The 20411-nt window shown below is 67.7% G+C and carries 18 protein-coding genes; all 18 read right to left on the reverse strand.

The features are described 5' to 3' along the window. Positions 1-227: 227 nt before the first annotated feature. The gene (locus tag AC13FN_RS06840) at positions 228-2606 is read right to left on the reverse strand and encodes a methyl-accepting chemotaxis protein (RefSeq protein WP_482984521.1); all 2379 of its coding nucleotides are present in this window, start codon (positions 2604-2606) and stop codon (positions 228-230) included. A gap of 101 nt (positions 2607-2707) precedes the next feature. Next, positions 2708-3091 carry a hypothetical protein gene (locus AC13FN_RS06845; RefSeq protein WP_010482470.1) on the reverse strand — a complete coding sequence of 128 codons (384 nt, stop codon included), beginning with the start codon at positions 3089-3091 and terminating at the stop codon, positions 2708-2710. A 136-nt stretch (positions 3092-3227) separates the two neighbouring features. Further along, entirely contained in the window at positions 3228-3719 is a 492-nt protein-coding gene (locus AC13FN_RS06850) for a chemotaxis protein CheW (RefSeq protein WP_010482468.1), read from the reverse strand. A 134-nt stretch (positions 3720-3853) separates the two neighbouring features. Continuing rightward, the gene (locus tag AC13FN_RS06855) at positions 3854-4627 is read right to left on the reverse strand and encodes a flagellar brake protein (protein WP_049437805.1); all 774 of its coding nucleotides are present in this window, start codon (positions 4625-4627) and stop codon (positions 3854-3856) included. A gap of 205 nt (positions 4628-4832) precedes the next feature. Next, positions 4833-7082, reverse strand: coding sequence for a methyl-accepting chemotaxis protein (locus AC13FN_RS06860; protein ID WP_460132389.1), 2250 nt, complete (start codon positions 7080-7082; stop codon positions 4833-4835). Between the two features lie 382 nt (positions 7083-7464). After that, positions 7465-9453 carry a chemotaxis protein CheA gene (locus tag AC13FN_RS06865; RefSeq protein ID WP_482984520.1) on the reverse strand — a complete coding sequence of 663 codons (1989 nt, stop codon included), beginning with the start codon at positions 9451-9453 and terminating at the stop codon, positions 7465-7467. A gap of 45 nt (positions 9454-9498) precedes the next feature. Beyond that, positions 9499-9864 carry a response regulator gene (locus tag AC13FN_RS06870; RefSeq protein WP_005409521.1) on the reverse strand — a complete coding sequence of 122 codons (366 nt, stop codon included), beginning with the start codon at positions 9862-9864 and terminating at the stop codon, positions 9499-9501. Next, entirely contained in the window at positions 9861-10169 is a 309-nt protein-coding gene (locus tag AC13FN_RS06875; protein WP_014037092.1) for an STAS domain-containing protein, read from the reverse strand. The genes AC13FN_RS06870 and AC13FN_RS06875 overlap by 4 nt, the downstream gene beginning before the upstream one ends. 327 nt (positions 10170-10496) lie before the next feature. Then, positions 10497-11576 carry a chemotaxis protein CheW gene (locus tag AC13FN_RS06880; RefSeq protein ID WP_482984519.1) on the reverse strand — a complete coding sequence of 360 codons (1080 nt, stop codon included), beginning with the start codon at positions 11574-11576 and terminating at the stop codon, positions 10497-10499. Next, positions 11573-12355, reverse strand: coding sequence for a ParA family protein (locus AC13FN_RS06885; RefSeq protein ID WP_049434718.1), 783 nt, complete (start codon positions 12353-12355; stop codon positions 11573-11575). The genes AC13FN_RS06880 and AC13FN_RS06885 overlap by 4 nt, the downstream gene beginning before the upstream one ends. Positions 12356-12359: 4 nt before the next feature. Continuing rightward, positions 12360-13376, reverse strand: a complete 1017-nt coding sequence (motD, locus tag AC13FN_RS06890; protein WP_049434715.1) for a flagellar motor protein MotD — start codon at positions 13374-13376, stop codon at positions 12360-12362. 1 nt (position 13377) lies between these two features. Beyond that, the gene (locus AC13FN_RS06895; protein WP_010482457.1) at positions 13378-14118 is read right to left on the reverse strand and encodes a flagellar motor protein; all 741 of its coding nucleotides are present in this window, start codon (positions 14116-14118) and stop codon (positions 13378-13380) included. Positions 14119-14219: 101 nt separating this feature from the next. Next, positions 14220-16052: a chemotaxis protein CheW gene (locus AC13FN_RS06900; RefSeq protein WP_197579428.1), complete on the reverse strand. Its 1833-nt coding sequence runs from the start codon at positions 16050-16052 to the stop codon at positions 14220-14222. A 2-nt stretch (positions 16053-16054) separates the two neighbouring features. Next, positions 16055-16660 carry a protein phosphatase CheZ gene (locus AC13FN_RS06905; protein WP_401743405.1) on the reverse strand — a complete coding sequence of 202 codons (606 nt, stop codon included), beginning with the start codon at positions 16658-16660 and terminating at the stop codon, positions 16055-16057. Beyond that, positions 16660-17052 (reverse strand): chemotaxis response regulator CheY, encoded by a 393-nt coding sequence (cheY, locus tag AC13FN_RS06910; protein WP_006365466.1) that lies wholly within the window; start codon positions 17050-17052, stop codon positions 16660-16662. Before cheY ends, AC13FN_RS06905 begins: the two co-directional genes overlap by 1 nt. 57 nt (positions 17053-17109) lie before the next feature. After that, positions 17110-17853: an RNA polymerase sigma factor FliA gene (locus tag AC13FN_RS06915; RefSeq protein WP_010482450.1), complete on the reverse strand. Its 744-nt coding sequence runs from the start codon at positions 17851-17853 to the stop codon at positions 17110-17112. Then, positions 17850-18737: a MinD/ParA family ATP-binding protein gene (locus AC13FN_RS06920; RefSeq protein ID WP_010482449.1), complete on the reverse strand. Its 888-nt coding sequence runs from the start codon at positions 18735-18737 to the stop codon at positions 17850-17852. The genes AC13FN_RS06915 and AC13FN_RS06920 overlap by 4 nt, the downstream gene beginning before the upstream one ends. Continuing rightward, positions 18724-20346, reverse strand: coding sequence for a flagellar biosynthesis GTPase FlhF (gene flhF, locus AC13FN_RS06925; protein WP_049434707.1), 1623 nt, complete (start codon positions 20344-20346; stop codon positions 18724-18726). The genes AC13FN_RS06920 and flhF overlap by 14 nt, the downstream gene beginning before the upstream one ends. Positions 20347-20411 lie beyond the last annotated feature (65 nt).

Below are 20411 nucleotides of genomic sequence, written 5' to 3' on the forward strand. Positions count from 1 at the left end.
GTGGGTTGCGCAGGGGTGTCCGCGGCATGGATGCCGCGGCCAAGCCCCCAGGGACGGGTTTACGGCGCCCCCTGCGCAACCCACCCTCCCGGCCAGCCCTCAGTAGCCAAGCGCTCTCCGCGACCACCCCGAGGGGCTTCGCCGTTGGCTGGATATTCAGATACCCCGTAAACGAAAACGCCCCGGCGCAGGGCCAGGGCGTCTTCGTGGATCAGGTCAGGCAGGCATCAGAATTCCTGCCAGTCTCCGTCCGCCAGTTCGGTGGCCATCGGGCGACCACCCGCGCTGCGGCGGGCGGGTGGGGCAGCCGGAGCCGGTGCTGCCGGTGCAGCAGCTCGCGGGGCCGGGGCAGCGGTGACGCGCGGGGCGGCCACGACCTCGGCTTCGTCCACCACGAAGATCGACACGGCCTCGCTGAGGTGGCCGGCCTGTTCTTCCATCGCGCGGGCGGCGGCGGTGGCTTCTTCCACCAGTGCAGCGTTCTGCTGGGTGGTCTCGTCCATCTGCACCACGGTCTGGTTGACCTGCTCGATGCCGGCGCTCTGTTCCTGCGAAGCCGCAGAGATCTCGGCCATGATGTCGGTCACGCGCTGCACCGAGGCGACGATCTCGCCCATGGTGGCGCCGGCCTTGTGTACCAGGGCCGAGCCGTCGTTGACCTTGCCAACGGAGTCGTCGATCAGGCCCTTGATCTCCTTGGCGGCAGCGGCCGAGCGCTGGGCGAGGGTGCGCACCTCGCTGGCGACCACGGCGAAACCACGTCCCTGTTCACCGGCACGTGCGGCTTCCACGGCGGCGTTCAGTGCCAGGATGTTGGTCTGGAACGCGATGCCGTCGATGACCGAGATGATCTCGGCGATCTTCTTCGACGAGGCTTCGATCGCCGACATGGTGGTGACCACCTGGCCGACCACTTCACCGCCCTGCGAGGCGACGCCATGCGCGCCGATCGCGAGCTGGTTGGCCTGGCGGGCGTGTTCGGCGTTCTGGCGCACGGTGGAGGTCAGTTCCTCCATCGAGGCAGCGGTTTCTTCCAGGTTGGCAGCCTGCTGTTCGGTACGGCGCGACAGGTCGCTGTTGCCCGAGGCGATTTCGCCGGCGGCCGAGCTGATCGCACGGCTGGACTGCTTGATGCGGGTGACGATCTCGCTCAGCTGCGCGGCCGTGGCGTTGGCGTCGTCGCGCATGCGGGCGAACACGCCCTGGTAGTCGCCATGCATGCGCACGGTCAGGTCACCCTGCGACAGCGCGGCGAGCAGGCCGGAGATCTGTTCGATGCTGCCGGCATTGGCGTCCAGCAGGCCGTTGATCTGCTGGGCCAGCTGCAGGAAGAAGCCTTCCTTGTCGCTGGAATCGATGCGGCCGGACAGGTCGCCGGCGGCTGCCTGGGCGATCACGCGCGCCACTTCGGCTTCCACCTGCGCTTCCTGGGTACGGTCGCGCCATTCCACCACGTAGCCGACGGTGTCGCCGCCTTCATTGCGGATGGTCGAGACCACCTGGGCGAACTGGGCATCGCCGTACTGGATCGGGCGACGGGCGACGCCGTGTGCCTTCAGGTTACCCAGCAGGGTCTGGTCCATTTCACCGCGGTGTTCAAGCACGGTGACCGGCTTGCCGATCAGCGAGGCCTGGGCGTCGAAGTCCGGCAGGTCGCGGCGCACTTCGTCCTGGTACTGGCTCAGGGTCTGCTGCAGGGCGCGGTTGCTGTAGACGATGGTGTTGCTGGTGTCGGTCAGGTACACGCCGGTCGAGCTGTAATCCAGCGCCGTGCGGATGCGCAGGTTCTCGCGCGCCACGGCCTGGTCGGTTTCGATGCGCTCGCGCAGGTCGCGCTGCATGCGCTGCATGGCCTGCATCAGTTCGCCCACTTCATCCTGGCGGCTGACGTCGATGTGGCCATCGAGCTTGCCGCCGGCCACGTCGTTGGCAACCGACACGGCGCCGCGCACGCTGCCGACCAGGGCGCGGGCGAACAGCCAGACCAGCACCAGGCCAAGCGCGGCGCCACCCAGCAGGGCGATCACGGTCAGCACGGCCGAGGCGGAATAGGTGGATTCGGCCTCTTCGCGCGAGGCGCGGGCGAGGCGGTTGTCTTCGGCGATGAGGGCTTCCAGCGCCGAGGCGGCCTTGCGGTGCTTGGTGCGGGTCTCGCCGACGAAGGTATCGATGGCGTCGTCCGGCAGGTCCAGTTCCAGCATCTCGGTGACGCTGTCATAGGAGGCCAGGGCGTCCTTCCATTCCTTGGCGAAGGTGTCGAACAGCTTCTTCTGCTGCGGGTTGTCGACCAGGGTCGGATAGCCCTTGATCGACTTGTCCATGCTCTCGCGCAGCTCGACGGTCTGCTTGCGTGCATCCGCCTTGACGTCGTCGCTGGCGCGGATCAGCTGCTGGTAGGCGGCGTTGCGGTATTCACCCAGCATGCCGCGCATCTCGCCGGCCATGCGGATGCTCTCCATGCGAGAACCCGCCAGCTCGGTGGTGACATTGTTCAGCGAATGCAGGCCGCGATAGGCGACGATGCCCTGCAGCAACATCACCAGCAGGAGGACGCCGAAGGTCAGCAGCAGCTTCGGCATCAGTTTGAGGTTGTTGATCCACGGCATGGGCGTTGCGATCTCCTAAGGCAGACGCGTCCGGGCATCGGGCCCGGTTGCAGCAGAAACCACGCCGGTACCAGGTCCGGCGTGGTTCGACGGACAGCGGATTACTTGATGTTGGCCAGCTTCAGACCGGCCGGCGAGCTGACTTCGATTTCCGCGCGCGAGGCGTCGCGCTGGATCTTGCCGATCACGCAGACGGTCTTGCCTTCCAGGGTTTCCAGCGGGAAGGAGAACTTGCCGCGGTTCTCGCCGGCGATGCGGGCCGAGAAGGTGTGGCGCGGGAAGGCGCCGCCCATGTACAGGAAGGTCGGCTGGCCTTCGGAACCTTCTGCGTAGCGGGCCTTTTCAACCTTGCCGCAGACCATGCCGTCCTTGCCGACCGAGCGCGGGGCCAGTTCCGGCGGGATCATGTCGGCCGACTGGGCGAACGCGGCGGAAGCGGTGGTGGCCAGGACAGCGGCCGAAACGAACGCAAGCAGGGACTTCATCGAGGTGTATCTCCGGGGATGGTGATGGTCGTTCCGGTTCTGCGCGCTCCTGCGCGACCGGCTTCTGTCCCCCTATCGGCACTGCCGGAGGGAACTGAAGGGTTGTGTGACCAGAACGTGAAGCAGGTCCGCTTGATCAGGCGGCGGCGTCTTCAACGACGTTGGCCTGGCCCATGTCGGCGCTGTCCAGCAGGGTCTCGATGTCGAGCAGGATCAGCATGCGGTCGTCCTGCGTGCCGATGCCGGAGATGAAGCGGGTATCGACGGCGGCGCCGAATTCCGGGGTCGGACGGATCTGCTCTGCCGACAGCGGGATCACGTCCGAGACGCTGTCGACCACGATGCCGACCACGCGGTCGTCGACGTTCAGCACGATCATCACGGTGAAGGCGTCGTAGCGGGCATCGTCCAGGCGCAGCTTCAGGCGCAGGTCGATGACCGGGACGATGGTGCCGCGCAGGTTGATCACGCCCTTGATGTAGTCCGGCGCATCCGGCACGCGGGTGACGGCGTCGTAGCCGCGGATTTCCTGCACCTTGAGGATGTCCACGCCGTAGTGCTCGGCACCGAGGGTGAAGCTGAGGAATTCGCCACCGGCGCTGGCGGTGGAGCTGGTCTTGTCGTTCATCGAGGGGTCCTGGTTCTGCCGGAAGTCCCGGTGTCAGGCTCGATATCGGCCCCTCGTCGGGGGACTTTAGGTGTGGGCCCCCGCGTTGTCGCGAGGTTGCCGGCCAGCGGCCGGCACTACCGGTTGGACGGGCCTTACAGCTCGCCGTTGCGGCGCGCCTTGCGCTGGCGGTCGATGCGGAAGATGTAGCGTTGGATGGCGCTGTCGGCGCCACGCGGCAGGATGTCGAAGCGCATGCCCACGCGCTTGATCTCGATGCCGTTGGGTTGGCGCTGCGGCAGCAGGTTGCAGACGACCAGCTCGATCTCCAGGTCCGGGCCGTCGGGCAGCGACAGCACCGCCGGGTAGCGCTTCTGCAGGCTGAACACCGCGCAGTCGGTAGGCACGGCCACCGCCAGGCCGCCACCACTGATGTCCACCACCCGCATCGACAGCGCCTCGGCGCGGCTCTCGCCGGCGGGGATCAGCAGCTGGGGCGAATCGGTAACGGGCGTCTCCAGCCGGTACATCTCACGTCGTTGCAGATGGACCAGCTCGTCCGGCAGCGGGGCGCGGAAGGCGACGTGGCCGTCGTTGTCCACACGCTGCAGTGCCTGCAGGCGGAACCGCACCAGCACGCGTTCGAGCTGGGCGAAGCACAGCAGATGATCGGCCTGTTCGGCGGCGCGGTTGGACGCCTCCTGCGGGCTGCCATCGAGCAGCAGGGTGTCTTCGTCCTCGTCGAGCTCAAGCAGCGCGGTCGGGAACGAGCGGTCGCGGCCGTCGATATGCGCATTGATCAGTGATCGCTGGTCGATCAGCGATCGCAGCAGCTGCCGCAGCTGGCGCGGATTACGGACCAGGAAACGTTCGTCAGCGGCATCAGCCGCGTGGACATCATGCACTGCAGTGTCGTTGCCGTCGGACATGGAATCTACGGTCAGGGGCGGGCGCCAGCACGCGTTGGCGCGAGGCTCGATGGGGATATCGGCCACTGTGCCGGATTATGAAGTGAGAATTGCATCACTTTCCATGCGCCCGGGTTCGGATCCCTTTCCCGAAGGAAAGGGATCCTGGCCCATGGCCCGCCGCGCAGGTGGATCCACGCGATGAGCGGATGCGTTCCGCGTGGGGTCAGAACTCCTGCCAATCGCCGTCCGCTGCCAGTGCGGGCTGTGCCGCCGACGCACGCAGCGGACGAGCGGAGGCGGGCCTGGCAGCCGGCGCGGCAGCTGCCACCTGGCGCGGCAGCGGCGCGGTGGTCAGGCGTGCCGGCGCGACGGTGGTGCCCTGTGATGCCAACCGGAAGCGGGCCACGGCTTCACCCAGCTGCACGGCCTGGTCTTCCATCGCGCGCGCGGCGGCGGTGGCTTCCTCCACCAGTGCGGCGTTCTGCTGGGTCGTCTCGTCCATCTGCACCACGGTCTGGTTGACCTGCTCGATGCCGGCCGACTGCTCCTGCGAAGCCGCAGAGATCTCGGCCATGATGTCGGTCACGCGCTGCACCGAGGCGACGATCTCGCCCATGGTGCTGCCGGCCTGATGGACAAGGCTGGAGCCTTCGGCAACCTTGCCGACCGAATCATCGATCAGGCCCTTGATCTCCTTGGCGGCAGCGGCCGAGCGCTGGGCGAGGGTACGCACTTCGCTGGCGACCACGGCGAAGCCTCGGCCCTGCTCACCGGCACGGGCGGCTTCGACGGCGGCGTTCAATGCGAGGATGTTGGTCTGGAAGGCGATGCCGTCGATGACCGAGATGATCTCGGCGATCTTCTTCGACGAGGCTTCGATGGCCGACATGGTGGTGACCACCTGGCCGACCACCTCGCCGCCCTGCGAGGCGACGCCATGCGCACCGATCGCGAGCTGGTTGGCCTGGCGGGCGTGCTCGGCGTTCTGGCGCACGGTGGAGGTCAGTTCCTCCATCGAGGCAGCGGTTTCTTCCAGGTTGGCGGCCTGCTGCTCGGTACGGCGCGACAGGTCGCTGTTGCCCGAAGCAATCTCACCGGCGGCCAGGGTGATGCTGGAAGCACTGGCCTGGATCTGGCCGACGATCTGGGTCAGCTGTGCAACGGTGGTGTTGGCGTCGTCACGCATGCGCGCGAACACGCCGTTGAACTGGCCGTCCATGCGTGCGGTCAGGTCGCCGGCGGCGATCGACTGCAGCAGCTGCGAGAGCTGGCCGAGGTTGCCGTCGGCCACCTGCATCATGCTGTTGAGCTGCTCGATCATCACGCGGAAGTCGTGATCGAAACGCTGCGCATCCCCGCGCTGGCTGAAGTCGCCGGCGGCGGCGGCCGAGGCCAGCTGCTGGATCTGCGTGTTGATGGCCAGCAGGCTGGCCTTGGCCGCATCCATCGACTCGTGCAGGATCGCGCGGCTGCCGGGCAGGCGGCGTGCATCCGGGGCGAGGTTGCCGGTGGCGTACTGGTTGAGCACGTCGATGGCATCGCGGATCGCATCGAGGTGCTCGAAGATCACGGTATTGATGCCGCCGGCCAGCTGGCCATAGACGCCCGGGAAGTCTTCCGGGATGCGGTGGCTGATGTCCGGGCCAGCGTGCATCTCTGCCATCAGCTGGGTCTGTTCGCTGAAACGGCGAAGCATCGCGGTCATCTCGGCCGTGGCGGCCAGCATCTTGCCGGCTTCGTCCTTGCTGGTGGCCTGGGTGCTGACGCTGAGGTCGCCGCGGGCAACCGCCTGGATGGCGTGCACGGCCTTGCCCAGCGGGCCAGTGACGGCGCGCGAGATGACCACGGCCAGCGTAGCGGCCACCAGCGACAGCAGCACGATGCAGCCGATGATGGCAATCATGCTGGTGCGGTGGGTGGCATTGGCAGCGGCGATCTTGCCGTCCATCAGGCCGGCGATGTGGGTGCCGAGGGTCTTCATCGCGGCGAACAGGTCACGACGGGCCGGGCGCGACTGTTCGTCGGAGATCTGTTGTGCCAAGGCACCATCGCCGGCGGCGACGGCCTCGCGCATCGCCTTGTTGGCGGCGAAGTAGCGTTCCAGCTGCACGTTGGCCGCGCGATAGAGTTCGCGCTCCTTGTCCAGTGCCGGCAGCGCCGAGTACGCGGCCAGCTCGTCATGCACGGCCTTGGCGGTGTCGTCCATGCGCTTGTTGTAGTCGATGACCTTCTCCGGCTGATCGAGCATGCTCAGCAGGGCCAGTTCGTAGGTGCGGAACTCGCCCAGCTGCGAGCGTGCTTCGCCCAGATGCTGGACCGACGGAATATCGTTGCTGGCCATCTCGCCCAACTGACTGTTGGCCTCGCTCAGGCGGACCAGGGCGAAGGCGCCGAGGACCAGGGTCATCAACGTGGTGAGGGTGAACCCCACGGCCAGCTTGCGGGCGATGGGCAGATCTTGGAACCACTTCATGCAGGGTGCTCCAGGTGGGCAGGGTGCCGACGTCGGTGCGTCGGCTGGGGGTGGTTGCAGAGCGAACGGGAGTGCCCGGTGGGGTTCGGTGACGGCCGTCAAAGCGAGATAGCGGCGTGCTGCGGGCGGACTTTATGGACGCAGATCACATTCGGTTGCGTAGGGAAGACGACGCGAAAGTGCTGCAGTGGCGGGGCTTGCGCTTGGGTGACGTGGCTGCGCCCGAAACCATCGCGTTGACGGAGTTCACGGAATGCGGAGCGCTGTGGGTCGGGGTCAGATCCCTGTCCGCAGGAGAGGGATCTGACCCCTTGGCAGGGAGCACGCAAACAAAAACCGCCGCCCCGAAGGGCAGCGGTCCAATACACGCATGCGGTGTGAATCAGGCGGCCTGCGGCATCCGCAGCGAGCGCACCAGCCCGCCGATGTCGACGATCAAGGCCACGCGGCCATCGCCGAGGATGGTGGCACCGGACACCCCGCCGATGCGGCGGTAGTTGTTCTCGATGTTCTTCACCACGACCTGTTGCTGGCCGACCAGTTCGTCCACTTCCAGCGCGATCTTCTGGCCATCGCCTTCGACCACCACCACCAGCGATTCGCTGCCCGGCGCACGGTTGCCGTAGCCGTAGTATTCGCTCAGCGACAGGATCGGCAGGTACTCGCCACGTACGCGCAGCACGCGGCCTTCGCCGGCCATGCTGCGGATGTCCTCGGCCTGCGGCTGCAACGCCTCAAGTACATAAGCCAGCGGCAGGATCAGGGTTTCGCCCGCCACTGCCACGGTCATGCCATCGAGGATGGCCAGGGTCAGCGGCAGACGGATCAGCGTGCGCGTACCAGCACCAAGGCTGCTTTCGATCTGCACCTCGCCACCCAGCGCCTGGATGTTGCGGCGGACCACGTCCATGCCGACGCCGCGGCCGGACAGGTCGGTGACTGCATCGGCGGTGGAGAAGCCAGGCTGGAAGATCAGGTCCCAGACCTGCGAATCGGTCGGGTTGTCCGGCACGGCCAGACCGCGTTCGTGGGCCTTGGCCAGGATCTTGGCGCGGTCGAGGCCGCGACCGTCGTCGCTGACTTCGATGACGATGTGGCCGCCCTGATGCGAGGCGGCCAGGGTGATCGTGCCGGTCTCGTCCTTGCCTGCGCCACGACGCACGTCGGGCATTTCCAGGCCATGGTCGATCGAGTTGCGCACCAGATGCACCAGCGGGTCGGCGATCTTTTCGATCAGGCCCTTGTCCAGTTCCGTGCCTTCGCCAACGGTGCGCAGGCGGACCTGCTTGCCGAGGCGGCTGGACAAATCACGGACCAGGCGCGGGAAGCGGCGGAACACTGCATCGACCGGCAGCATGCGCACGCCGATCACTGCTTCCTGCAGGTCGCGGGTATTGCGTTCAAGCTGGTCCAGGCCGGCGAACAGGCTCTCGGCGTGGACCGGGTCCAGTGCGTGCGAGACCTGCTTGAGCATGGCCTGGGTGATGACCAGTTCGCCGACCAGGTTGATCAGCGCATCGACCTTGTCGACGCTGACGCGGATCGAGGTTTCGGCTTCCTGGCCGCCACCGCTGCTGGCAGCGGCGGCAGGTGCCGCCGGTACAACGGCAGCCGGTATGGAAGGGGCGGGTGTAGCAGGTGCCTCGGTGGCCAGGCTCGGTGGCGCGGCCGGACGGATGTCCAGCTCGCAGTCGTCCAGCACCCAGGCGAAGGTGTCTTCGATCTTGCTGCGCGGCACCTTGCCGACCAGGCCCAGGTCCCACGCCAGGTGGGCCTCCAGCGGGTCGAGCTGGGCGAAGCCGGGCAGGCGTTCCATGCGCGCGGCCACCTGCAGCGAGCCGAGGTGTTCCAGCTCGCGGATGATGCGCAGCGGATCGTTGCCGCTCATGAACAGCGACGGCGCCGGGGTAAAGCCGATCTGCCAGGCTTCCGGCGTGTCGTCCACCTTGGCCGCGACGGCAGCGGGGGCGCTGGGTGCTGCCTGGCCGGAAAGCACCGCTTCCAGGCGCGCCTTCACTGCAGCGACCGCAGCGGGATCGGCGGCCTGGCCGTGTTCGGCTTCGCGCAGCAGCGCGCGCAGCACGTCCACCGAGGACAGCATGGCGTCGACGGCGTGGCCTTCCAGGGTCCGCTTGCCGGCACGCAGCTCATCGAGCAGCGTTTCCAGCACATGGGTCAGGCCGGCGATCGCGTCGAAGCCGAAGGTGCCGGCGCCGCCCTTGATCGAGTGGGCGGCGCGGAACACCGAATTGATGATCTCCGCGTCCTGCTGCCCCGATTCCAGGGCCAGCAGGCCAGCCTCCATCGCGTCGAGGCCTTCGCGGCTCTCCTCGAAGAAGGTGGCGTGGAAGCGTTGCAGGTCCATGCTCATGGCGGTGGTGGTCCGGAAGCGAAGAGGGGGAAGCGGTGCGGGCGATCAGCCCAGCACTTTCTGCACGGTGGCGACCAGCTGTTCCGGATTGAACGGCTTGACCAGCCAACCGGTGGCGCCGGCGGCCTTGCCTTCGGACTTCTTGTCGGCGGCCGATTCGGTGGTCAGCATCAGCAGCGGGGTGAACTTGTAGTCCGGCAGCTGGCGCAGTTCGCGGATCAGCGCGATGCCGTCCATGTTCGGCATGTTGACGTCGGTGACCACCGCATTGAAGCGCTGGCCCTTGGCACGACCGAGCGCGACCGCGCCGTCTTCAGCTTCTTCGACGGCAAAACCGGCCGAGGTGAGGGCGAAGGACACCATCTGGCGCATCGACGCCGAATCGTCCACCACCAAGATACGTGCGCTCATGCAGCGTTCTCCACAGATTTCAGGTTGTCATGGGTTACGTCCAGGCCCAGGGCCTGGGTGACGCCCAGCAGGCGCGCGGCGTCACGGAAGGTTGCAGTGCAACCGTGGAAGCCGGTGCCCAGGCCTGCCTCGCGGCGGGCCTGCACGAACGCACACAGCACCTGCACGGCGGCCGTGTGGATGCGGGCGACCTGGCTTGCATCCAGGGTCAGCTCGCCTGCCTGCGCCACCAATGGGGCGAGGCGGTTCTTGAGCTCGGTAGTGCTCTCGATGCCGAGATCCCCACCCAGTTCGACAGTGCTCATCGTTGCTCCGGACAAACGGTTCCGTGATCCATAACGGCACCCCGGCGGGGTTCTTTAGGGGAATCGACGCGGTGCGCCGATGCGGTGTTGTTCGGGGACGGGAGATGCCAATGCTGCGCATCGGCACCTGCCGTCCCCGCTGCGTAGGCGCCGTTGCTGATGGAGGCGGATGCGACTTAATCCCCTCCGTCCCCTTTTTAATGGCGACGGCGCAGTGGGGACGTAAGGTGTTGATCCAACGGATCAATTCCTTGCGTCCCCGACAGGCAACGCGTCGGCGCAAAGCGCCGACTCAGCTCAACCAACGCGTCGGCGCAAAGCGCCGACTCAGCTCAACAGCCGGGTGGCATCCAGCAGGATCATCGGGCGCTGGCTGACCCGGGCGACGCCACGGAACAGGTCGTTGGAGATCTGGCAGATGCGCGCGGTATCGGGCGGTTCGATCTGCGAATCGGTGAGGTTGGCGACATCCTCCACCGCCGACACGCGCAGGCCGATGGTCTCGCCGTCTTCTTCCAGGACCACGATGCGGGTCTGTGAGTCGTCTTCAGCGGCCGCCGCGCCGAGGTGCAGGCCGAGATCCATCACCGGTACCACCTGGCCGCGCAGGTTCATGATGCCGAGCATGGCTGGCGCGGTGCCGCGCAACGGCAGCAGCGGCACCGGCAGGACCACTTCCTGCACCTTCAGCAGTTCCAGTGCATAGGCCTGGGTGCCGCAGCGCAGGCGCAGCCAGCGCGAGGTGCGCTCGCCGGCGCGTCGGTTCTGCGGATGCGGACTGCTGGCGGGCCGATGTGCCTGTGCCTGCAGTTCCTGCCAGCTGTTCGGACGGTTGCCTGCTGGTGCGTCCACGGCCACGCGCGGTGGCGGCGCGGCATCGGTGCGTGCCGCTGGAGCGGGTGCTGCGACTACGGCCGGTGGCGGCGCAGGAACGTCCTCACCGCCTGCTGCGGCCTCGAATGCAGCCTGCAGGCCGGGGCTGTCGGTGTGGGCGAGGCGATGGCTGTCGGCCGTATCGGTCTCGTAGATCACTTCGTCCGGCAGGTCGTCCCAGGTGGGTTCCGGACCTGCCTTGGCGGCGGTCGGAGCAGGGGGCGTCTCGTGGATCACCTCGTCAGGCAGGTCATCCCAGGTTGGTTCGCGCTCGGGAGCGGCGACAGGCGTTGCGGCGGCCTCGAAAGCGGCTTCCAGTGCTGCGTTGTCCTCTGCCGGGGCAGCAGCAACAGTCTCCGTTTCGTAGATCACTTCGGCCGGCAGGTCGTCCCAGGTCGGCTCGCGTTCGGCGTCCGCTGCAATCGCCGGGCACGCTTCGTCGCTGGCCGGCGGCGGTGCAGCCGGTGGCGCCACGGCGATCGCTTCGCCCAGCAGTTCGTCCAGATAGTCGTCCAGTACGCCGGTGCTGTTCATGCGGCCTGCTCCAGGGCGCGGGCATCCTCGCCGAGGATCCAGTTCAGGGCGCGGCGGTAGGCGGCCAGGCCGCGGCCCGGGTAGTCCTCACCAACGCTTGGCAGGGTCAGGCCGGCGGCGTTGCTGATGCGGGTGTCGATCGGAATGGCGTCTTCCCACACGCGGGTGCCGTGACGATCCTGCATCGTGCGCAGCGACTCGTTGCCGGCGCGGGTGCGGCGGTCGAACAGGGTGGGCAGGATCGAGATCGGCAGCGGGCGACGGCGCGAGCGCTCGACCATCTCGCCGGTGCGGACCATCCCATCCAGGCCATGCAGAGCCAGCGGCTCGGCCTGGGTGGGAATGATCAGGCGGTCGGCCGCGGCCAGTGCGTTGATCATCAACAGGCCGAGGGTGGGTGCGCAGTCCAGCAGGATGTAGTCGTGCTGTCCCTGATGGCGGCCAAGCGCGTTCTGCAGGGCCAGGCCGAGGCCGGGCTGGTTGGCGCTGCGGCGTTCCAATGTGGCCAGCGCGGATTGTGCACAGACATAGTCCAGGCCGTGGATGCTGCTGGCATGGCACAGGCTGGAAAGATCGGCCGGCGGGGCGCCGAACAGTTCCAGCACGCCGGCCGGCGGCGGATCCACCGGCACGCCGAAGGCGCGGCTGAGCGAGGCATGCGGATCGAGATCGATCAGCAGCACGCGATGGCCAAGCGCGGCCAGGCCGCGGCCGAGGGCGAGGGTGGTGGTGGTCTTGCCGACTCCGCCCTTCTGGTTGGCGACTGCCCAGATGCGCATCGGTTTACTCCTTCATTGCCGGGGGAACGGCGGCGCCGACGCGGCTGCCAGCCGGCACCGGCGGCAACTTCACCGGTGCGATGGGGGAGGTGGGGGCGGTAGCCGGAGTTGCCGCGGCTTGCTCGGTGTCGGTGCTTTGGGTGGCGCCGGTGGCTGCGTTCAGGCGCTGGCCGAGCGGGTCCACCGAATGCGAGGTGTCGGCCAGGATGATGACCATCACCCGACGGTTGCGGTTGCGGCCCTGCGCGCTGTCGTTCTCTTCGCGCGGGCGGAACTGGCCGTAGCCGACCATCGCCAGCCGCGACGGTTGCACGCCCTGGTCGGCGAACAGGTGCACCACGCTGGCCGCGCGGCCGGCCGACAGTTCCCAGTTTGAAGGGAAGGTGGCGGTAGCAATCGGTACATTGTCGGTGTGCCCTTCCACGCGCACGCTGTTGGGCACGTCACGCAGCACCTCGGCCAGGCTGGCCAGGGTCTGCCGTGCATGCACGTCCAGCGCGGCCGAGCCGGTGGGGAACAGGATGTCGCTGTTGATCTCGACTTCGATCCACAGCTCGGTGCGGCGCACGCTGATCATGCCGCGGTCGATCAACGGCGCCAGTGCAGCGGTAAGGCGGTCGGCGATGCTGTTGAGCTGGCGCTCGGCCCGCGCGATCTGCTCCTGGTTGTGCACCGACACCGGCATGCGCATCTGCGAGGCCATCGATGGCAGCAGGGTCGGGTCGTGCGAGGGCGCAGGCGCCGAGGGCCCGATCTTGGTGCCGGACTTGATCACCGAGGGGCTGTCCCAGCCGCCACCCTGCACCTGCTTGTTACCCACCTGCACCGGATTGATGGTGCGCGGTGCGCCACCGAAGGCATCGGTCAGCGCGTCGGCCATGATCCGATACTTGCCCTCGTTGACCGAGGAAATCGCATACATGACCACGAAGAAGGCCAGCAGCAGCGTCATCAGGTCGGCATAGGGGATCGCCCATGCTTCATGGTTGGCGTGCTCTTCGTGGTGCTTGCGGCGGGCCATGTCAGTGCAGGAAGCCGGAAAGGTTGGTTTCGATGTTGCGCGGGTTCTCGCCCTGGGCGATCGAGATCAGGCCTTCGATGACCATTTCGCGGTCGCGGGTGTTGTGCGAGATCACACTCTTGAGCTTGGCGGCCACCGGCAGGAACAGCAGGTTGGCCGAGGCGATGCCGTAGATGGTGGCGGTGAACGCTGCGGCGATGCCGTGGCCGAGCTTGCTCGGGTCGGCCAGGTTCTTCATCACCGCGATCAGGCCGAGCACGGCGCCGATGATGCCGAGGGTCGGTGCGTAGATGCCCATCGCTTCAAAGACCTTGGCGCCGGCCTGGTCCTGATGCTCCTGGCTGCCCAGTTCGATTTCCAGCATGTGCCGCATCGATTCGGGTTCAACGCCATCGACCAGCAGCTGCAGGCCCTTGCGCAGGAACGGGTCCTGCTGCGCTTCCACCTGCGACTCCAGGCCCAGCAGGCCCTGGCGGCGGGCGATGTTGCTCCACTCGACGATCTGCTGGATCAGTTCGCGGCGATCACTGTGCGGCGGGCGCACGACCCAGCGCACGATCTTGAACGCATGCTTGAACACCGCCGGCGAGGTATGCAGCAGGATCGCGGCGACGGTGCCGACGATGACGATCACGAACGCCGCAGGCGACCACAACGACGCCAGGCCGGCGCCCTTGAGGATGCTGCCACCGACCAGCGAGGCCAGGGCGAGAAAGAGTCCAATGAGGCTGAGTCTATCCATGGTTCCGGTATCGGCGTGTATGAATGGGACTTGAGACACCGGTAGATCGCGTACAGACGGTAGTCACAGTTTTCGGGTCGCCGGGCGACGCCCGGCGGGGGTCATCGCAGTCCGTCCACGTCCAGGATCAGGGCCATGCGACCATCGCCGATCAAGGTTGCACCTGCATAACCACGCAGGCCGCGCAGGGCTTTCGGCAGCGGCTTGATGACCACTTCCTCGCGCCCGCGCACCTGGTCCACGACCAGCCCGAAGCGCGCTTCGCCGGCCTGCAGCACCACGATGGTCAGCAGGGGCGAGGCGGCCGGCGTCACATCCAGCCACTGGCGCAGATCGACCAGCGGCAGGGTGTGCGAGCGGCGGTCGAGCACGGCACGGCCATCGAACCAGCCCAGCGACGTGCGCGGTGCGTGCAGCACTTCCATCACGCGCGCCAGCGGCAGCGCGTAGACGTCCTCGCCGGCCTGCACCAGCAGGGTTGGCAGGATCGCCAGGGTCAGCGGCACGCGGATCAGGAAGCGGCTGCCACGGCCCAGCTCCGACTGGATCTGGATCTGGCCGCTCAGTTCGCGGATGCGTGACTGCACCACGTCCATGCCGACGCCGCGGCCGGAGATGTCGGTGACCTGCTGCTTGGTCGAGAAGCCAGGCAGGAACACCAGGTGCAGGCATTCCTCGCTGCTCAGGCGCGCGGCCGCTTCCGGATCGATCAGGCCCTTCTCGCGTGCCTTGGCACGCAGCTTTTCGGGGTCGATGCCGGCGCCATCGTCCTGCACCTCGATGCTGACGTAGTCACCTTCCTGCTGCGCCGAAAGCCGCACGTGGCCCATCCGCGGCTTGCCCTGCGCCTCGCGCAGGTCGGGCATTTCCACGCCATGGTCGATGGCGTTGCGGACCAGGTGCACCAGCGGGTCGGCCAGCGCTTCGACCAGGTTGCGGTCGAGCTCGGTCTCGGCGCCGATCAGTTCCAGGTCCACTTCCTTCTTCAGCGAGCGGGCGACGTCGCGGGCCACCTTGGGGAAGCGGGAGAACACCTTGCCCACCGGCTGCATGCGGGTACGCATCACCGCCGACTGCAGGCGGGCCGTGGCGATGTCCAGTGTGGACACGGCGCGGTCCAGCTCTTCATCGCGCAGGCGTGCACGCAGGGTCTTGAGCCGATTGCGTGACAGCACCAGTTCGCCGATCAGGTTGACGATCGCGTCCAGGCGCTTGGTGTCTACGCGTACGGTATGTTCGGCCTCGGCCAACGGTTTGGCGGCCGGCTTTGCCACCGGTGCCGGTGTGGCGACCGGGCGCGGGGCTGCAACCGGCGCCGGTGCCACGGCGGCAGCAGGCTTGGTGCCCGGTGCGGCGCCACCGTGCAGCTGGTCGAGCAGGGCTTCGAACTCGTCTTCGCTGATCAGTCCGTCGTCGGCCTTCTTCGCCGGTGCGACCGCGGTCGGCGCGTTGCCACCATGCAGCTGGTCGAGCAGGGCCTCGAATTCGTCGTCGGTGATCAGGTCGCTGCCACCCGCGGCGGGTGCTGCTGCGGCGGCGGGTGCCGCCACGGCACCGCCGTGCACGTCGAACTGGGCGATCAGGTCCGGCGGCGCATAGCCCGGCTCGGTGCCGGAGGAAACTGCATCCAGCATCGACTGCAGGTAGTCCAGCGATTGCTGGGCCGCGTCGAAGTGATGGGCCTGCAGCACTGCCTGGCCGGCACGCGCGGCGCCCAGCGCTTCTTCAGCGGCATGGCACAGCTCCACCATGGCGGTGACGCCGAGGAAGCCGGCGCCGCCCTTGAGCGTGTGATAGCCGCGGAACACCGCGTTGAGCTGATCGCTGTCCTGCGGTGCCTGCTCCAGCGACACCAGCTGTTCGCCGAGGCGATCCAGGATTTCCTGTGCCTCGATGATGAAATCGGCAGTGATGTCGTCGGATACCGCGCTCATGCTTACAGCCCCAGATCCGACAACAGGTCGTCGGCGTCGTTCTGCGAGACCGCGTGGCGGTCCAGTCCCTTCAGTGCCGGCCCGGCCAGTTCCGGGTCGGAGCGATGCTGTTCCGGCGGCAGGCCGAGCGCGCCGAAGCCTTCGTGCACGCGGCGGACGATGCCGACCACGCGACGGATGATCTGCCCGGTCAGGTCCTGGTAGCTCTGGGTCAGGGCGATCTCGGTCAGGTTGTGGCGGATGCGCTCGAGCTGCGCGTCCTGGCCCGGCTGCAGGCCTTCGGCGCGCAGCTGTTCGGTCAGGTTGCGGCATTCCTCGGCCAGGTCCAGGGTGCGGTGCGTGGCCTGTTCGGTCATCGCCACCACGTGGTCCAGGCGCGCGCAGGCATCGTCCAGCTCGCCGGCTTCGCTCGGCACGGTCGGCAGTTCACCCAGCGCCTGTCCCAGCTCGCGGGCCAGCCGCGAAAGACCGCTCATCATCGGCTGCGTGCGCAGCGCGACCAGTCCGTCGATGCGTTGCCGCCAGGCGGCTTCGTCACCGGACTCCAGCGCGTCCAAGGCCTCCTGCAGGCGCAGGGCGAGGGCGTTCTTGTCGACCGTGGTATCCATCAGGCGCTGGCCGCCAGGCGTTCGAAGATCTTGCCCAGCTTCTCTTCCAGCGTCTGCGCGGTGAACGGCTTGATGATGTAGCCGTTCACGCCGCTCTGGGCGGCTTCGATGATCTGCTCGCGCTTGGCTTCGGCGGTGACCATCAGCACCGGCAGCGTCTTCAGCTTGGCGTCGGCGCGGATCGCCTTCAGCAGCTCGATGCCGGTCATCACCGGCATGTTCCAGTCGGTCACCACGAAATCGAACGGCTGGCTCTGCAGCAGCGACAGCGCGGCATGCCCGTCCTCGGCTTCGGCGGTATTGGTGAAGCCCAGATCGCCCAGCAGGTTCTTGACGATTCGACGCATGGTCGAGAAGTCGTCGACGATCAGGATGCGCATGTTCTTGTTCAAAGCAGAATTCCTTTGTTGTTCATTCCGGACGGCCGGGGGCAGCCGCCTCGGGGATGTTCATTCTTCGAGGCCGGCGTCGGCGGCCTCGAACAGCTTCAGCCGGCCACGCAGGCGCAGTACCGCCTGGCCGTGGATCTGGCAGACCCGCGACTCGCTCACACCGAGCACCGCGCCGATCTCCTTCAGGTTCAGTTCCTGCTCGTAGTACAGCGAGAGCACCAGCTGTTCGCGCTCGGGCAGGTGGCCGATGGCCTTGCCCAGCTCGCGACCGAACTCGCCGCGCTCCAGCACCTGCTGCGGGGTTGGGCCGCCCTGGGCTACGGTGTCCAGCTCGCCCTGGTCCTCGATGCGCGATTCAAGGCTCAGTACCTGGCCACGGGCAGCGTCTTCCATCAGCCGCAGGTACTCGGGCAATGGCATCTCCATCGCGGCGGCCACTTCGGTGGCGCTGGCGGCACGGCCACTGCTCTGTTCCAGGCGGCGGATGGTGGCGGCGGCATCACGTGCACGGCGGTGCACCGAGCGCGGCACCCAGTCGCCACGGCGGATCTCATCGATCATCGAGCCGCGGATGCGGATCGAGGCGTAGGTCTCGAACGAAGCACCCTGGTCGGCGTCATAGCTGCGCGAGGCTTCGATCAGCCCCATCATGCCGGCCTGGATCAGGTCGTCGACCTCGACGCTTGCCGGCAGGCGTGCGGCCAGGTGGTGGGCGATGCGCCGCACCAGGTCCGAATGCTGGGCGATGACCTCGTTGGCCGCCGTGCGCTGGACTTCCCGGTACTGGGCTGCGCCTTTCATGCGGCCACCCCGCGCTGCTTGAGGATACGCTCGAGGAAGAACTCGACGCCGCCACGCGGTTCGGTCGGCGCCTGCCAGCGTGCGGTGCGGCGGGCAATCTCGGTGATCGCCAGCGCGGCCGGGCTGGACGGGTAGGCCTTCACCACCGGCTGCTGGCGCTGCACCGACAGACGCAGCCAGTCATCCTGCGGCACGCAGCCCAGGTAGTTCAGCGAGACATCGGCAAGGAACTTCTCGCACACGCGGGTCAGCTTCTCGTACAGCACGCGGCCTTCGTTGGGGTCGCGTACCATGTTGGCAACCACCTGGATGCGGTCCACGCCGCGCTCGCGCGACAGCACCTTGATCAGCGCGTAGGCGTCGGTGATCGAGGCCGGCTCGTCACAGACCACCACCACGGTGTCCTGCGCGGCCTGGCAGAAGGTCAGCACGCCATCGGTGATGCCGGCGGCGGTGTCGACCACCATGATGTCCAGTTCGCGTTCCAGCTCGGAGAATACGTTGACCAGGCCGACGTGCTCGGCCGGGGCCAGTTCGGCCATGTGGCGGCGGCCAGATGCGGCCGGGACCACCAGCACGCCGTTCGGGCCTTCGACGATGACGTCATCCAGCGTGCAGCGGCCGGCGACCAGGTCTGCCAGGGTAAAGGTGGGGTTCAGGCCCAGGATCACGTCGATGTTGGCCAGGCCGAGGTCGGCGTCCAGCAGCAGCGTGCGCTTGCCCATGCCAGCCAGCGCCACGGCCAGGTTGGCCGAAACGTTGGTCTTGCCCACGCCGCCCTTGCCGCCAGTGACGGCAATGGTGCGCACAGGGCCGAGCGGCTCGCTGCGGGTGGCCGACAGCGGGAAGGTCTTGGTCAGCTTGGCGTACTCACGCGACGGCATGGTTCAACTCCGGGTTGCAGGGCATATCGGCCGCGCGGCGCAAATCTTCAAGGCGAAGTACGAGATTGGCTGCACTGGCCCGGTGCAGGTCCTCCGGAACGTCCTGGCCATCGGTCACCCAGGTGATCGGCAGGGCGTGGTCCACGGCCACCGACAGGGCATTGCCGAAGCGGCCGGTCTCGTCCAGCTTGCTCAGTACCAGGCCCTGCAGGTTGGCAGCGCCGAAGCGGCGGACCACCTCGTCCATGTCGCCGAAGCTGGTATTGGCCGGCAGCACCAGCAGCGTGCGGACCTGGCGGGCGGCGCGCAGCCACTGCAGCTGGGCGGCCAGTGCGCGGTCGCGCGGGCCCAGGCCGGCGGTGTCGATCAGTACCAGCTTGTAGTCCTTCAGGCGTTCCAGCAGCTGGTCCAGGTCGGTGCCGCTGTTGGCCTCGTGCACCGCGATGCCGAGCTGGCGGCCGTAGCCGTACAGCTGCTCGCGGGCACCGATGCGGGTGGTGTCGGTGGTGACCAGGGCCACATCACGCGGCGCGTGCTTCTCGGCGAAGCGCGAGGCCAGCTTGGCGATGGTGGTGGTCTTGCCGGCGCCGGTCGGGCCAACCAGGGCGATCACGCCACCTTCCTCCAGCGGGTCGACCGGGGCGATCGGCAGCTTGCGCGAGATCAGCCCCAGCATCAGGCCGCGGCCGCGGTGAGCCTCGGTCTCCAGCGGGATCTGCATGGCCACGTCGCGGGCCAGGCCGGCGTCGAAGCCGTACTCGTCCATCAGGTCCAGCGCAGTAGCGCGCACCGGGCAGCCGCGCAGGCGCTCGTCGGTGAAGCGGTTCATTTCGCGCTCGATCACATGGCGCATGCCGGCCACTTCCTGGCGCAGCTGGCGGATCTCGGCGTCGTCCTGGGCAACCACGGTCAGCGTCGGTGCCGGGGCCAGTACCGGTGCCGGGCTGGTTTCGTCACTGGCTTCAGCCGGTGCCGGTTCGCTGGCGGTGATCCCGGGCTGCACATCAGCCACAGCAGCGGTCGGCAGCGGTGGCGGCTGCACAGCCGGTGCCGGGCTTTCGTGATGCGCCTCGTGCGGCGGATCGATCTGGAAGTGGGCGCGGTTGGCCGGCACAGCGTTGGCAGGTGCCGGTGCAACGGAGGCTTCAGCGTACGGAGCGAAGATCTGTTCCGGCAGCGCCGGTTCGTTGACGGCGGCGCGCGCCAGGGTGGCGGCAAAGCCAGTGCTGCCACGGGTCGGCACGATCTCGTCGGCGCTGTCCAGGGTGCGGCCGGTGGCACCAACGGCCGCACGGGCGAGGGCGGCCACGGCCGAGGTGGTGGCGGCGACCGGTTCCGGCGCCGGGGTGCTGCTGCGGCGGCGGGTGACGGCGGCGATCACCGCGTCGGCGGCGGTGCGCGGCTTGGGCGCCGGCGGCGGAGCGACGTCACGGCGCGAGGCTTCCAGTGCACGCTGCACGGCGCTCTCGTCATAGTTCGCGGCGGCGACGATCTCGATGCCTTCCTCGATCCGGCGGTTGGACAGGATCACGGCGTCAGGACCATGTTCCTTGCGCACCAGGTTCATGGCCGAGCGCATGTCGGCGGCGACGAATCGTTTGATTTTCATGCTGTGGTCACGGGACGAAGACGGCGGGGTGGCGGTCGGAGAACTCGGGTGGTCGGTGGTCTGCA

This window comes from Stenotrophomonas sp. 115C5, assembly GCF_056861055.1.